This window comes from Paenibacillus sp. GXUN7292, from assembly GCF_050864975.1.
Lineage (GTDB): Bacteria > Bacillota > Bacilli > Paenibacillales > Paenibacillaceae > Pristimantibacillus.
This window is the reverse complement of record NZ_JBOZWO010000004.1, coordinates 133,718-148,181: the sequence shown is the minus strand read 5'-3', so window position 1 is coordinate 148,181 and position 14,464 is coordinate 133,718. Positions and strand designations below refer to the sequence as shown.

The following is a 14,464-nucleotide window of genomic DNA, read 5'->3' as shown; positions in this document are numbered from 1 at the left end:
GCCGATGTTATGTTAGCTGTTGCTTAATTAATTTAATCATCATACGGGCTGCTGTTGAATGTCCAGAAAATTGATTGACGGTGCCTGTAAAATATAAGTCCGATTTAGGATGATAAAATGCAAAGGCGCCTGATTGGCCCCAATGGCCAAGCAGACCGTCCTTCAAATCGAAAGCAGTAATAGGCTGCTTGGAAATGCCCGTTCCATAGAAGAATAGACCTGGCCCAAATAGCAAATTCCAGCGAGCGGTCAATTCTGAAAGATCATTTTTAGAAAATAGCTGTCCATTAAAAAAAGCTTTCAGAAATATCATCGTATCACGAGCAGTGGACACAATGCCGCCTTCCGAGGTTACGGAGGTCATATACTTTGGAATGTGGACCTTCAGGTTTTGAAAATATAAAGGTACGGGACGCGTGTCTTGCATGTTTTCGTATACATAAGTTTTCTCCAATTGCAGGGGATCAAATATATTATGTTTAAACATTTCCCCAATAGGCTTATCTGTAATATTTTCAATAATTTTTCCGAGCAATTGATAGTTCGTATCAGAATATAGCGCTCTACCTTTTTGCCCAGGCTTGAACCTGGGCTTTGTTTGTTTAATAGCATCCAGTGTTTTTTCGAGAGGCCAGATTTGATCATGGCCGCTTGCCAGCTGATCAATAATGTCAGATGTAAAATAGCTTCGAATGCCTGTCGTGTTCGACATGAGATGCCTGATCGTAATATCGCTGGAATAGTCAATGCCTTTTCTAATATGAAGCCCGCTCATAATATCTGAGGAAAGATACTGCTTAATGGGATCGTCAAGCTGGAGCCGGCCAGCAGCACGCAGCTGCAATATAATAGTTGTCACATACAATTTCGTAACGCTAGCTATAAAGTAATAATCCTCCGATTGGATATTTCCGCCGCTGCTCATTAGCGATAATGAAAGATCAGTATTTTCAACGCGAATGACAAACCCCCAAATGTTTTCCTTTTTAACTGCCTTTTTTACTAGCTCATCTAAAAAATATTGATTTATTTTATCCAAGATAAACGTCTCCTCTCAAAATAGTGGCTGCACTGACTGACCTTTTACAATCCGCACCAAAATATAACGTTAGATACATATCGATCGATATATTATATTGAGGAAGTTTTAGATTAGCACTAAAAATGGAGCTTACTCAGTCTCAAGACGGAACAGATTCCGTTCCTCAGAAGGTTTAATCGCATTTTGAATTTATTTACAATACAAATGAATGTAGTATGGTTCATCTCTATGTAAGGAGGAATGGAAGTGGACAGTAAATTTAGAAAATCAGTTGCTGATCGATGTGAATGGGCAGTTGATGCCCGTGGACTTGTTAAACATTTTGATGATAACCGTGCGGTAGACGGTGTAGACTTACAGGTTCGGACGGGATCGATTTATGGCGTGCTTGGTCCGAATGGAGCAGGCAAGACGACGACTATTCGCATGCTGGCGACCTTATTGCGAGCAGATGCCGGCTCAGCCCGTATATTTGGATATGATGCTGTAAAAGAAGCGCAGATCGTGCGCCAGTTAATTGGAGTAACTGGGCAATATGCGTCTGTTGACGAGTCGCTTAGTGCAACGGAAAATTTAATTATTTTTTCCCGTTTACTTGGACTTAGCCGTACCGATGCAAAGCGAAAAGCAGCTGATCTGCTGGAGGAATTCGGCTTATCTGAGGCAGCCAAGCGTCCATTGAAAAACTTTTCCGGGGGTATGCGCCGCAGGTTGGATTTGGCTGCAAGTCTAATCGCTCAGCCGCCGTTAATTTTTCTGGACGAACCGACGACAGGGCTTGATCCGCGCACGCGGGCTCAGATGTGGGAAACAATCCGCAAGCTGGTAAAGTCAGGATCAACGGTGCTTTTGACAACGCAATATTTGGATGAGGCTGACCAACTGGCAGACCGAATAGCCGTTATTGATCGCGGTAAGGTTGTGGCTGAAGGCACGGTAGATGAGTTGAAAGCCTCGGTCGGCAGCTCGTCGCTGCATCTAAGAACATTAAATCCGCTAGATATTGCAGGTGCCAGGCAGCTGGTAGAGAAGGTGCTTAACGTTCGTGCAAATGTTTCTTCGGAAGCAGGCAGGATTACTGCGCCAATGGCTGATGCTGACCTTGTTACTGATCTGCTAGTGGCGCTTCGTGCGAAGGGCATTCAGCTTGCGGAGATCAGTGTGCAAAAGCCGACACTGGATGAAGTGTTTTTAACCATTACAGGCCAGGGTGTAAAAGAGGAGGAGCCGGCTGTGTCCGGACATTCAGTCCTAGAGGAGGTGCGGGTATGAGCAGCTCATCAGTGAAGCAAGAAGCCTTATATTCATTACGAAAAAGAACAAGTTTTAGTCAGTCAGTACGCAATTCGTTTACGATGGCTTACCGTGGATTGCTCAAAATTAAGCGCACGCCCGAGCAATTGTTTGACGTTACATTTCAGCCGATCATTTTTACGCTTATGTTTACGTATATTTTTGGCGGTGCGATATCCGGAAATGTGCAAGCGTACTTGCCGATTATTATTCCCGGCATTTTGGTGCAAACCGTTATTACAACATCAATCGTTACTGGCGTACAGCTGCGCGAGGATATGGACAAAGGGGTATTTGACCGATTCAAGTCATTGCCGATCGCCCGGATCTCTCCATTAGCCGGAGCATTGCTGGCCGATACAGTCCGTTATGCGATTGCAACAGTGCTTACGCTTGTTATGGGCTATGTAATGGGCTATCGTCCGGAGAGCGGAATTGGTTTTGTTGCAATAGCGGGGCTGCTTGTCATCATTTGTTCCTGGGCTGTCAGCTGGATTTTTGCCTTTTTTGGCGTGATTGCGCGAACAGCATCAAGCGTTCAAGGGATATCCATGATCATATTATTCCCGCTGACCTTTTTATCGAATGCTTACGTCCCTGTAGAAACAATGCCGAAATGGTTGCAGTGGTTTGTAAACATTAACCCAATTTCGCATTTGGTCACTGCAGTAAGGGAGCTGGCCAACAATGGAACAGTCGGCAGCGATCTTGTTATTTCATTAATCGGCGCTGCTGTTATCGTTGCTGTATTCGCTCCGCTGACGGTGCGGGCATATATGCGCAGAACTTAGGATAAAAGAACAGAAGAAGCCTTCCTTGAATGAATGTCCGCAGTTTTATTCGGCCAAGGAAAGGCTTCTTTTTGTTGTTCAAAGCGATCCAGCCTATATTAAATACTTCATATTTGAATTGTAAAATGAATTGACTATTTAATTTGACGATAATTTCTATGTCTTTATATAGTCTAATAAACACTATTTCAAATATTTGTGCTATTATAGATATATTATCGTTCAATTAATCAATTAAATTGATTAATTTGTGGGGTTTATTATTTTTTGGAAGGGTGAGAGACGTGGAAACAAGGAAAGAGAAATTGCTCCAGCAATATGATAGAAAAATGCGTCCGAAAGCAAAGCTGGAAGGTAATATTCGCTGGTATTCGCCTATGGATGAGCCGTTTCAAATTGCAGGCTTTGCCTGGTTTGCTCAGGAAAGAAAGTATCGCAGACTGCCGACGCTGCCGCCTGGCGCAGTTCCAGAAGCTGTAGAGCATCTGGCTAATCATACTGCAGGGGGACAAATTCGTTTTCAGACGGATTCGACGTCCATTTCGATAAGAGTGAAATTGACAGGGAAAGCAGATATGGCCCATATGCCAGCCACAGGACAATGCGGCGTTGATTGCTATGTCGATTCCCCGGATACGATCATTCCACGAAAATATGGCAATACAACCGTATATGATCACACGCAGACTGAGTATGAGTGCGCCTTTTTTTCCAACTGGACCGCAACGATGCGTAACGTATGCCTAAGCTTGCCGCTCTATCAAGGAGTCGAGGAAATATCAATAGGTTTGGATGAAAATGCGACTTTGCTTGCTGCTCCAAGCTATGTTTCCGATAAAAAAGTAATCGTCTATGGCACATCCATTACGCAAGGGGGCTGCGCATCGCGGCCTGGAATGATGTACACCAACATATTAAGCCGCAGAATTCCGCTCGAGTTTCTCAATCTTGGCTTTTCAGGCAATGGCAAGGGGGAGCCGGAGGTAGCAGAAATCATTGCCCAAATTGATAATCCGGCATGTTTGGTCGTTGACTACGAGGGGAACTGTGTAAGCACGGAGCTATTTCGTCAAACGCTTCCTGAATTTATAAAAATTTATAGAGAGGCTCATCCGTTGACACCGATTTTGATCGTTTCTCGGATACCTTACGCGCGCGAACAGCTCACCCCTCATTTAAATGAAATGAGAATGGAGCGCATGCAGTTCGAGAAGGAGCTCGTCAAGGAACGGCGTGAGCAGGGCGATTTGAATATTTACTTTTTCGAGGGCTCCAAATCGCTGGGTGATGACGATTTCTTCGAAAGCACGGTAGACGGCTCGCATCCAACAGATCTGGGCTTTCTTAGAATGGCTAATGCACTCGAGCCGGTGCTTAAGACATTGGTATTATAAATTTAAGAAGCCGGCGGTGCTATGCTGCTGGCTCTTCTAGTGAAACCTGTGTATTTAGAGTAATGTTTGTAGAGAAACCTACAATTTGTAGAGTAATATTGGCCATTGATTGTTTGGATGTAGTGAAACTTATGTTTTAGGCTAAAGCTGACCTATAAGGTTCTAAACGCTTGCCTCGGATTGCCGCCTGTTTCTCTAGCTGGTCAGACGTTCCGCTAATACGTCCAAAATCGCAGTTTTGAGGAGGTAAAGTGACAGACGTTCCGTTATTGATCCATAAATCGCAGAAAAAGCCCTACTTGGAGCCGAATAGCGGAATGTGTGACCATGTCGATTCATTTGGGCAACCTTAGAGTTGCCGCAGCATAACAGTACAAGAGAAGATTGCCTACTCCTCCTGCTGATCAAGCTTTTCTTCCCACGGATTCCCCTTTCACAAGCGTGACATATATTCGCTCTTTGTCAACAGGCTCGTCATTCAGCATTTTGAGCAGTGTTCTTATATTTCATCGGTAAAGCTAAAATAGTATTGTGTGGAACTTGAAAAATTGGAGGCAATCATGAAATACGAAATTATATTGTTTGACGTTGATGATACATTGTTCGATTTTAGCATGTCACAAAAAAATGCCTTGCATAACACCTTTGTAGCGTTCGGAATACCTACGGGATTGGCGGATTATGAAGCCAAATACAAAGAGATCAGCAAAGTGCTTTGGGGTGATTTGGAGCAGGGGCTTACGACTCTGTCTGCACTGGGCGTAGAGAGATTCCGAAGACTGTTTCTTGAGTCTAAGCTTGAGATCGATGCTGATAAGTTCAGCAGCGCATACCTTGAAAATTTGGGCAGGCAAGCGTATCTGATGCAAGGAGCTGTTGAAATATGCGGAAATCTTGCCGGGTGCCGGCTTGCTGTAATCACAAATGGATATGCGAATGTTCAGAGATCGAGAATCGGCAGTTCTCCTCTTCATAACACTTTTGAGCAGTTGATTATATCGGAAGAAGCAGGCTTTCAAAAGCCTGATACTAGAATTTTTGATTACGCATTTTCCAAACTCAAGATAACAGATAAAGAGAAGGTTTTAATTGTAGGTGATTCTTTAACTTCTGATATTCAGGGAGGTATAAATTATGGGATCGATACCTGCTGGTACAATCCACTGCGTAAGGAAAACGATACTGGTATAAAGCCGACCTATGAAATCTATAAGTTAAATGATATTTTGAATATTATTGAGTGACTGGAAATGGACGCAAAAAGGAGATTTTTCATTCTGAATAGAATGAAAAGTCACCTTTTTTTATTTTTGTGCAGCTTACAACTTAATGGTATGAACGATTGAACAATTATCCAATAGGAATGGACTAAATTAATATTTTTCAAGATAGCCAATTACTATAATTGATGTATCCGCTTTCACTTTAGCTGATAACAATTTGGGGGGATTGGTTTGAACAATAATCTGCTGCGCAGGACGAGCAAATGGAAAGAAAGGGCAGCTGAGCTTTCCAAAAACAAGTGGATTTATCTTATGTTTCTTCCAGTGCTGATTTGGTATGCCATTTTTGCTTGCTGGCCCATGTACGGTATTTTAATTGTATCGTCAAAGGAATGGCAGGAAGCGACTGGGTCGGCGTTAAAAACTTCATGCTGCTGTTTAATGATCCTTATTTTCCTCGCATTCTGCGAAATACGCTGCTGCTAAACATCTACAGTCTTATTTTTGGCTTTCCGGTGCCTATCATTCTTGCCTTGCTGTTTAATGAGATCAAACAATTAACCTTTAAAAAGGTCACGCAAACCATCAGCTATTTGCCTTATTTTATTTCAACCGTAGTCATTTGCGGCATGGTGCTAACCTTTCTTTCACCCAGCACGGGAACAGCTGCAGCAGACAGCCCTTTAAATACACATTGTAAAATGGGGGCTTGGCCGCAAATTCTGCGAACATTTCTTCCAGCATCGTTTCAGCCCATTTATCTGATTTTCCAATAAGAGGAATTTTAGGCTTTAGCTGCTTAACCTCCATCCAGAAAGGTTTTAAATAGGAAAGCATAGAAATATTGTAACTGCTTTCAATACCTGGTTGATGCTCAGTAATCGCTTCAGGCATAAATTCACAGCCGATAATTTCAAATATGCCTCCAGCTTCAATCTCCACGCGGTGCATCGTATAGGGAGGAATAAGAAAGATATTTCCTTTTACCATTTTATATAATGGCTGGTTTTCAATCGCATGCATAAATTCGCCTTTTTTAACAAACCAAATTTGAAAATAGTCATGGATATGATTTTGTATGCTGCCCCAGGTATGATCGATTTTGTACAGTTTACAGTGTTCATTTTGATCCAGATATTTGCGAGAAGAATAATAGATAACATCGGTTTCCTTCCATTTCACTTGTTCCATATATCTGCTCACCTTTAGCTATGATCTGTAGTTTCTACCATTCTATTGTATATTTCCAGTATTAGCAATAAAATAGCAGGATTAACTTTATTGGAAGATTGGTTATTATAAGATTAGAAAGGGGCTTTATTTATGATGAAGAAAAGCATTGCGCTCACTATGATATTTGTATTGCTATTTTCACTAATAGGGTCAATGGAGGGCTACGCGCAGCAAAATAAAGTTGTTATAAGCGCGCCGGACGGAGCATCAATCGTCATCGATTATATAAATGAAGCAAGGGCCGATGGAAGTATCGGCTTGTTCAGCAGAGATTTTGGCGAAAGCACCGCTCCTTTTGGCTTGGAGGATCAGCTGCTCGAATTGATTGTCGCAAATGGAACGATTGTGGATATAGTCGAGGAGGATGCTAACGGCAGCTATATTCCGCCTAATGGCTATGTTATTTCTGCTATGGGCTCAGCGCGTTCCGAGCTCGAAGCATTCACGATTGGTCAGTCTTTAGTATTGACGGGCTATGAGCCTGTCTATTATCCAGAGCAATATTTTACGATTCAAAATGTGACCGTTCCTATAACTGCTGTAAATCCTGCTGTCCGGACAGCAGCAGCTGTTGCGTTGTTCAACAATCAATTTCCGTGGAAGGAGACTGGCACGAATCCGTATGGAATCGAGCTGACTGTCATTGACGGGCTGATTACTCGTTTTGATGACTATAATCCAAGTCAGCCGCAAGGCAATAATTCGCCAATTCCAAGCAATGGAGTCGTGATCTCGATTCACATTGACAGCCCTTATTTGCAAGCTGTTCGTACGGCTGCCAGGGAAGCGATGGAGAGTCAAAGCGTCGTGGATATCGTGCTAGATAATGTGCCTATGTATGGTGCAGGCCACATCGCTACGGATGCGGCCAATCCAACGAAGCGCGAAGACAATCCTTCCGGGTGGGATTATGCGAATAATGCCCCCTATCCTGGTTTTCGCGGTGCTGATCAGCTCATTGTATATACTTCAGCCTATGGCCAGCCTGCTACTGGCACGAACCCATACGGCTATGAGGTTGCCGTTGATCATACCGGACGTATTATGTCTGCCGGCGGCAACAATTCGGTCATACCGGTTAATGGCTTTGTGCTGTCGGGACATGGCGTGAAGGCAGACTTTCTGCAGCGTCTAGGGAAAATCGGAGGCTATGCTCACTGGGATAGCGAGAGCGGCAGCGTGACGGTGCGGTATAAGCCGGATGCTTTCGTAGCACGGGAACAGCACAGCGTTCATGCTGCTGAGCAGGCTTTGGAGACAGCCAATCAGCAGTTCAGAGATATTGATAAAGCTGCTGTGCGAGAGAAAATTTTGGAAGCTGAGCAGAAAATTACTGCAGCGGCAAGTTTGATGGATGCAAAGCAATTCCGGGCCGGCATGGTGCTATTGCGAGAGGCAGAAGCAGCAAGCCAGATTGCTTATTATCGAACATTCGAATCGCGGCGGGTGGAGGATCGGGCTGCTTGGATTCGCCCAGTGGAGAAGTCGCGTGCCGAGATTGAGAAGGTTCTGGATGATTTGCTATCCGTAAACATCAATAAGCTATATGTTGAAATCGACTATGATGGTCATTTTATTTTTCCAAGCAGCAATGGACTCGTTACGTTAAATCCGGCTTTCAATGGACTGGACGTGCTGGGAACGTATGTTGAGGAAGGGAAGAAGCGGAATATTGAGATTCATGCTTGGGGCAAAACGTTGTTTGTCCGTCCTCCGCAGCATATGGCTCTGCCGCGCGAGCAAGAAGCGACAGATGATTCATCTTACGCGGAGACATGGGATATGTATAAGAACGGCTGGCTAATGGCCAATAAGCAAGGCAAGCATTTGTTCCGCGACAGTGCATACGTGCATTTTTATTTTTTAAGTCCGTCCCATCCAGATGCGATGAGCTGGTTAGCCGGAGTATATCGTGAAATCGCTGAAAAGTATGATGTGGACGGCATTCAAGTAGACTATGTACGTTATCCATCTGAAGATCCGTATTATCCAGGGCAGGATCCGGGGTATGAGCAAATCAGCCGCGACTTATTCAAGCAGCAAACTGGAAAAGATCCGCTGGTTCTGGCGGCTGATGATCCCTTATATAAAAAATGGAATGAATTCCGTGTGAATTTAATTAATCAGGTGCTGTACAATATCGCAGATGCTGTTAAAGAAGGGAACGCTGATCTAGAGTTCTCGGCTGCTGTATGGCCGAATTATCCGCGTGCCAAGTCCGAGCTTTATCAGGATGCCATTAACTGGGTAGAGCGGGGTTGCCTTGATAATATTGGCATTATGACCTACAATCCGGGCACGGAGCTGCCGGTCAAGGATACGATTGATGCGCTCAAATTCGCCAAGGGCAAAGCAGCTGTTATGACCGGCCTTGCTGCCTATATCGGTTCATCCAAGGAGATGCTGGTAGAGCAGATCGATGCGGTACGAGTAGCTGCGGATGCTGACGGCTTTGTACATCCGGCTAATGGAGTAGCTATTTTTGAATACGAAACCTTGTTTAAAATCGGCTACGACGAAGCGCTTCGCGAAGGCGTATTTAAAGACGCCGCTGTTACGATAGGGCGTGAACCGGATAAGGCAGTGAAATTAATCTACAGCGAAATTATTCGCAAAATAGATAGTCTGTATGTTCCAGGTCAAGGCATGAGGGTAAAGGATGCTGAAAAATATAAAAAAGAGCTGAATAAGATGATTCAAAATGTAGACAAAAACTGGAATAAAGGCAAAAAGAAATCGAAGCTCGATAAATTGTTGAAAGAGATTGATAAATTTAAGAAGGATTTGAGCAAGGATAAGCATCTTCATGAGCAGGTAAAGGCTCGCATCAGCACTGACTTGATCCAGGCGCATGATATTATTACGCTCGCGATGTCTAAGAAAAGCTAATTTAGGATTTTTATGTGACAACAGCACCGTACGCTTTCCTAGCGTACGGTGTTGTTATGTTTATGGATCCAGCTGCAATCGGCGAAAAGAAAGGGTAATAAGAGTTAATAGCTGTTTATTATTTTTCACTATTTTCTAAAAAGATCAGAGGAATATGATTTGAACGGCTGCCTTCACAACCATCTAATTTATAAAATACTCCATTCATGTTTTCATTAGAGAAAGGCTCTTGTCTTATATTGCTGCAAACCCCTTTTTTGATATCCCTAGCAGAAAATTTATCCCTGGAGTTATCTATTTTATAAAAGATTTCATCATTTTGACCACGTGTGAGATCTTTGATAATTGGATCGCCCTCGTCAGTGTAAACGACTATTCTAATCTCATTTCTCTTCTTTTCAAGAAATTCAAAAAAATTGTTTAAATGATATTTACCACTATGAGTAACTACAATATCTCCATTTTTTATTGCTTTTTTTGAAGGATAGTTATAGTTAGAGAAAAGTGCAATTAGAACAAACGATACAATTAAACAAACACTAATTACAAAGAACCATCTACTTTTCATCGTCTCACTCCCTAATACAATGATACCAAGAAACATACAGAATGAAGTTTTGTATTCAAAATTATTTTACATACAATTTACGTTATTTTTACATGAAGCAACATGATGAAGCAGCAGAAAGAGGTACTATAAGGGTAAATATGGCTAAAGGATGACATGATATGGAGACAATTGGTTTGCGATATTTAAATCGGGATTTAAGCTGGGTCGAATTTAACAAGCGGGTGCTTCAGGAAGCTAAGGACCCAAACACGCCGCTGCTTGAGCGCGTGAAATTTTTATCGATCGTATCCAGTAATTTGGATGAGTTTATTAGTGTTCGCCTTGCCGGCATTCAAGACCAGATTCGTGCAGGCTATGCCAAGAAGGATTTTACCGGCTATACACCCTCTGGGATTTATAAAAGGCTCCATTCGCGCATATCAGGCATGGTATCAGAGCAATATCGCACGTACCGCGATCTTGTCAGGCAGCTGGGCAAGGAGCATATTATGTTTCTTAAATACGAGGAGCTCTCTTTAAAACAACGCAAAGCGATGGAGGATTATTATCACGATATTATTTTTCCTGTTTTAACGCCGATGGCAGTTGATCAGAGCAGGCCGTTTCCGCTCGTTCATACAGGGTTTGTCTATTTGTCAGTCGTATTACAGCGTGAGGCAAGCATCTCGGAGGAGCTGCGGTTTGCGATTGTCCAAATACCGTCTAATTTATCCAGATTTATTGCTTTGCCTCAACATTCTAATAGCAAGAAGCAATCCTTTATTCTTATTGAAGATGTCATCAGGCATCATGTCCATACATTGTTTAGCGGATATACCCCGGTTGCTGTAGACGAATTTCGGCTGACACGCAATGCAGATTTAATGATTGATGAAGACGGAGCTGAGGATCTGCTGGAGGAGATTGAGAAGGAGCTGCGCAAGCGCCGCTGGGGCTCTCCGGTCAGGCTCGAAATACAAAAGGGCTTCCACCCTTTTGCTCTAGAGATTTTAGAGGATGAATTTGAGATTAAAGAGACCATTTTCGAAATTGATGGTCCTATTGATCTTAGCTTTTTAGGGAAGCTTTCCTCGGCCATTAAAGGAAATGCAAAACTGCGCTATCCTCATATAGAACCGGTCTATCCGATGGAATTCGAAAAGCACGATGATTTCTTCCATGTTTTAAGCCAGCGTGATGTGCTCGTCTATCACCCTTACGAAAGCTTTGAAGCCGTGACGGATTTTATTATTCAAGCTTCTCAAGACCATGCTGTTATGGCTATTAAAATGACTTTGTATCGGGTGAGCGGCAATTCTCCGCTCATTAAAGCCCTTGCGCACGCAGCCGAATCAGGCAAACAGGTAACCGTCGTAGTAGAATTAAAGGCGAGATTTGATGAGGAGCGCAATATTGCATGGGCGAGAACACTGGAAAAAGCAGGCTGCCATGTTGTATATGGGCTCGTCGGCCTTAAAACTCATGCCAAAATTTTGCTTGTTGTACGGCAAGAAGGGGCGGACTTGAAAAGATACGTTCATGTCGGGACGGGGAATTACAACGACATTACGGCAAGGCTCTATACGGATATCGGCTTTTTCACAACAGATGCCGCAATCGGCGAGGATGCCTCTGATTTGTTTAATTTAATAACCGGCTATTCTTCGCTGGAAAAGTGGCGTGCCTTTACACTTGCTCCAGCTGATATGAAGGATAAATTATTTTCCTTGATCCGCCGGGAGGCGGAGCATGCCGCAGCAGGACGACCTTCCAAAATCATCGCCAAGATGAATTCTTTATCGCATCAGGAAATGATCGATGAACTATACGCAGCCTCGCAGGCAGGCGTGCATATTGAGCTCATTGTACGCGGCATATGTTGTCTGCGCCCGGGCATTAAAGGACTTAGCGAGCGAATTACGGTCAGAAGCATCGTCGATCGCTTTCTCGAGCACTCGCGAATTTATTATTTCGAAAATGGCGGCAATCCGGAAGTTTGGATCTCGAGTGCGGACTGGATGACCAGAAATTTAACACGCCGCTTGGAGCTTATGTGTCCCATCTACAAACAAGACACACGCGATACGCTCATTCAAATTTTGATGCTGTCGCTTAAGGATAATGTAAAGGCGCAGCGGCTTATTCAAAATGGCAAGTACGAGCCGATCACAAACGATCTTCCGCCTTGCAGAAGCCAGTTCGAAGCGCTGCACATTCATTCCTGGAAAAAGAAAACGAAGGATCGGCAGCTAGTATTATCTTGAATGGTGCAGATTCCATTTTAAGCCAAGTTTCCATGCTTTTTTGAATGGCTTTACCGCAGCTTCAAGCCCTCTAGTTTCCAGCAGGGCTTGTTTGCTGCAAAACAGCTCAAGCTGCAAGGCATCTGCTTTTATTTCTGCAACAATATCTTCCACAGCCTCCGTTTCGCTAATGTTAAGCGCAATGGCAATTTGCAGCAGCGACCCTATTTGGGCAATCAGCTCAGCATCTGCAGGCTCGAGCAAGTTGCGGTAAGGAGCCAAGGAAGACGCTTTTGCTTTTCCTAAACCAGCAGCTGCAATATTAGCGCATAGCAAAGCTTCGCGGTGCGTTAAACCAGCAATAGGGGCATTCGTCAACCAATATAAAGTATGCTTGTCGTATTGGTGATAGTGAATGCTTCCGCCAATTTTATATAGCATGGCTGATACATAAAGCAGCTTCTCAGCCTGCTGCTTATACTCCCGGGGATACGCTGTATATTGAGCGAATGTGTCCAGTAAGCGATTCGAGTGCTTGTAGACATGAAGCAGATGATCAAGCCTTGCCGTAGAATGAAAGGCAAGAAGAGAGCGCGTTTGCCTTGGGATAACTTCTGCTGCAGCCGGAACGCCTAGTCCGGCAGCCTCAATCAGCATTCCTTCTCGTAAACCAGTGCCGCTGACGACAACCGATGAAGCTTGTATGTATGCCATTATTGTATTTAAAATAATGACTCCTGGTGCGATAATATCAGAGCGTGATTTTGACAGCCCATCCAATTGCTTGCGTTTTGCCAAAGGCAGGGAAGGCAGAAGCTGCGCAAAATAATGAATCGCATTCGGATCGAGCTTGTAATGGTGGGCAACTTTTAATGGATAGTTTGCTCTGTGCTGATCTAATTTGCTTAGCGCGCGGATCGTGCCGCCCAAACCAACTAAGGGCAAGCCGGGCGAGCTCATAATCCAGCTGTGCTGAGCCAATAATTGCTCCAACTTCTTCGTTAAGCTTGAAATATCGTGTTCTGTCCACGCTTCAGGCGATTTGCCGCAGCTGGTATGTCCATTCACGGCTCCTATCGGCAAGGAAATGCTATGCAGCAGCCTTCTGCCTCGGAATAAAGTAACTTCTGTGCTGCCTCCGCCAATATCAATAATAAATCCGTCGTCGTACTCTATATTGCTGACAACTCCAAGAAATCCGTAATAGGCTTCTTGCTCGCCTGATAATATTTGTACTTGCAGTCCAGTATGCTCAAGGATGCTATCCGCAATTTCTTGCGAATTTGAAGCATTCCGTATTGCTGCTGTGGCAGCAACTCGTATGTCACGGCATTTATATTGCAGGCAAATATGATGGAATTGCTGCAGGATGGGCATGATGCCTATTAGATCTTCACGATACAGCTTGCCATCAGCGTTTATTTTTAGACTAAGCCGTGCAGATTCTTTATTTTCATGAATTAGCCGATATTCTCCGGCCGAGGTCATTTCATAGACAGCTACCCGAATCGAATTGGAGCCAATGTCCACAATTCCGAATGTATGATTGTTTCCCATATCCAAGCTCCTTATTCTTGTTTTTTGTAACGATCGCCAGGCGGTTTAAGGAACATTATGGAGGATGCTATATGAGATTGCAAACGAAACGACAGCGTTTAAGAGCCCGTTTATTTAAAGATTATGTAAACGATTTTGCAAACCGCTGTTTCAATTAGATATAATCATTTGTCATATTGCGATCAATTATTTTATAATAAACATAATGAATGGGGGTTGGTAAAAATGGCAAATCACTTTGCCGAGGCT

Annotated in this window: 11 protein-coding genes; 7 read left to right on the top strand and 4 right to left on the bottom strand. The window is 43.6% G+C overall.

Annotated elements, in window-relative coordinates; genetic code table 11:
* Positions 1-7: 7 nt before the first annotated feature.
* Positions 8-1,039 carry a serine hydrolase domain-containing protein gene (locus ACRRU2_RS05955; RefSeq protein WP_432500406.1) on the bottom strand — a complete coding sequence of 344 codons (1,032 nt, stop codon included), beginning with the start codon at positions 1,037-1,039 and terminating at the stop codon, positions 8-10.
* A gap of 249 nt (positions 1,040-1,288) precedes the next feature.
* On the opposite strand from ACRRU2_RS05955, the gene ACRRU2_RS05950 reads away from it, so the two are divergent.
* The 5 genes from ACRRU2_RS05950 to ACRRU2_RS05930 all read left to right on the top strand — a co-directional run bounded on the left by ACRRU2_RS05950 (position 1,289) and on the right by ACRRU2_RS05930 (position 6,229).
* Positions 1,289-2,314 carry an ATP-binding cassette domain-containing protein gene (locus ACRRU2_RS05950; RefSeq protein ID WP_432500405.1) on the top strand — a complete coding sequence of 342 codons (1,026 nt, stop codon included), beginning with the start codon at positions 1,289-1,291 and terminating at the stop codon, positions 2,312-2,314.
* Positions 2,311-3,126: an ABC transporter permease gene (locus tag ACRRU2_RS05945; RefSeq protein ID WP_432500404.1), complete on the top strand. Its 816-nt coding sequence runs from the start codon at positions 2,311-2,313 to the stop codon at positions 3,124-3,126. Before ACRRU2_RS05950 ends, ACRRU2_RS05945 begins: the two co-directional genes overlap by 4 nt.
* A 284-nt stretch (positions 3,127-3,410) precedes the next feature.
* Positions 3,411-4,520 carry an SGNH/GDSL hydrolase family protein gene (locus ACRRU2_RS05940; protein WP_432500403.1) on the top strand — a complete coding sequence of 370 codons (1,110 nt, stop codon included), beginning with the start codon at positions 3,411-3,413 and terminating at the stop codon, positions 4,518-4,520.
* Between the two features lie 560 nt (positions 4,521-5,080).
* Positions 5,081-5,764, top strand: a complete 684-nt coding sequence (locus ACRRU2_RS05935) for a YjjG family noncanonical pyrimidine nucleotidase (RefSeq protein WP_432500402.1) — start codon at positions 5,081-5,083, stop codon at positions 5,762-5,764.
* 210 nt (positions 5,765-5,974) lie between these two features.
* Positions 5,975-6,229: a hypothetical protein gene (locus ACRRU2_RS05930; protein ID WP_432500401.1), complete on the top strand. Its 255-nt coding sequence runs from the start codon at positions 5,975-5,977 to the stop codon at positions 6,227-6,229.
* A 132-nt stretch (positions 6,230-6,361) separates the two neighbouring features.
* On the opposite strand, the gene ACRRU2_RS05925 is transcribed toward ACRRU2_RS05930, so the two are convergent.
* Positions 6,362-6,934: an AraC family ligand binding domain-containing protein gene (locus ACRRU2_RS05925; protein ID WP_432500400.1), complete on the bottom strand. Its 573-nt coding sequence runs from the start codon at positions 6,932-6,934 to the stop codon at positions 6,362-6,364.
* Positions 6,935-7,066: 132 nt separating this feature from the next.
* On the opposite strand from ACRRU2_RS05925, the gene ACRRU2_RS05920 reads away from it, so the two are divergent.
* Positions 7,067-9,865, top strand: a complete 2,799-nt coding sequence (locus ACRRU2_RS05920; protein ID WP_432500398.1) for a glycoside hydrolase family 10 protein — start codon at positions 7,067-7,069, stop codon at positions 9,863-9,865.
* Positions 9,866-9,983: 118 nt separating this feature from the next.
* On the opposite strand, the gene ACRRU2_RS05915 is transcribed toward ACRRU2_RS05920, so the two are convergent.
* Complete coding sequence (locus tag ACRRU2_RS05915) at positions 9,984-10,433, bottom strand: DUF4362 domain-containing protein (RefSeq protein WP_331698412.1); 450 nt, start codon at positions 10,431-10,433, stop codon at positions 9,984-9,986.
* Positions 10,434-10,594: 161 nt separating this feature from the next.
* Between ACRRU2_RS05915 and ppk1 the strand changes: the two genes are divergently transcribed.
* Positions 10,595-12,679, top strand: a complete 2,085-nt coding sequence (gene ppk1, locus ACRRU2_RS05910) for a polyphosphate kinase 1 (protein ID WP_432500397.1) — start codon at positions 10,595-10,597, stop codon at positions 12,677-12,679.
* On the opposite strand, the gene ACRRU2_RS05905 is transcribed toward ppk1, so the two are convergent.
* On the bottom strand, positions 12,671-14,215 hold the full coding sequence (locus ACRRU2_RS05905) for a Ppx/GppA family phosphatase (protein ID WP_432500395.1): 1,545 nt from the start codon (positions 14,213-14,215) through the stop codon (positions 12,671-12,673). The genes ppk1 and ACRRU2_RS05905 overlap by 9 nt on opposite strands.
* Between the last annotated feature and the right edge of the window lie 249 nt (positions 14,216-14,464).

Bases quoted from the DNA above. Each gene is read 5' to 3' on its own strand.
- ACRRU2_RS05925 (WP_432500400.1), bottom strand. From the start codon at position 6,934: ATGGAACAAGTGAAATGGAAGGAAACCGATGTTATCTATTATTCTTCT.
- ACRRU2_RS05915 (WP_331698412.1), bottom strand. From the start codon at position 10,433: ATGAAAAGTAGATGGTTCTTTGTAATTAGTGTTTGTTTAATTGTATCG.
- ACRRU2_RS05935 (WP_432500402.1), top strand. From the start codon at position 5,081: ATGAAATACGAAATTATATTGTTTGACGTTGATGATACATTGTTCGAT.
- ACRRU2_RS05945 (WP_432500404.1), top strand. From the start codon at position 2,311: ATGAGCAGCTCATCAGTGAAGCAAGAAGCCTTATATTCATTACGAAAA.
- ACRRU2_RS05905 (WP_432500395.1), bottom strand. From the start codon at position 14,215: ATGGGAAACAATCATACATTCGGAATTGTGGACATTGGCTCCAATTCG.
- ACRRU2_RS05920 (WP_432500398.1), top strand. From the start codon at position 7,067: ATGATGAAGAAAAGCATTGCGCTCACTATGATATTTGTATTGCTATTT.
- ppk1 (WP_432500397.1), top strand. From the start codon at position 10,595: ATGGAGACAATTGGTTTGCGATATTTAAATCGGGATTTAAGCTGGGTC.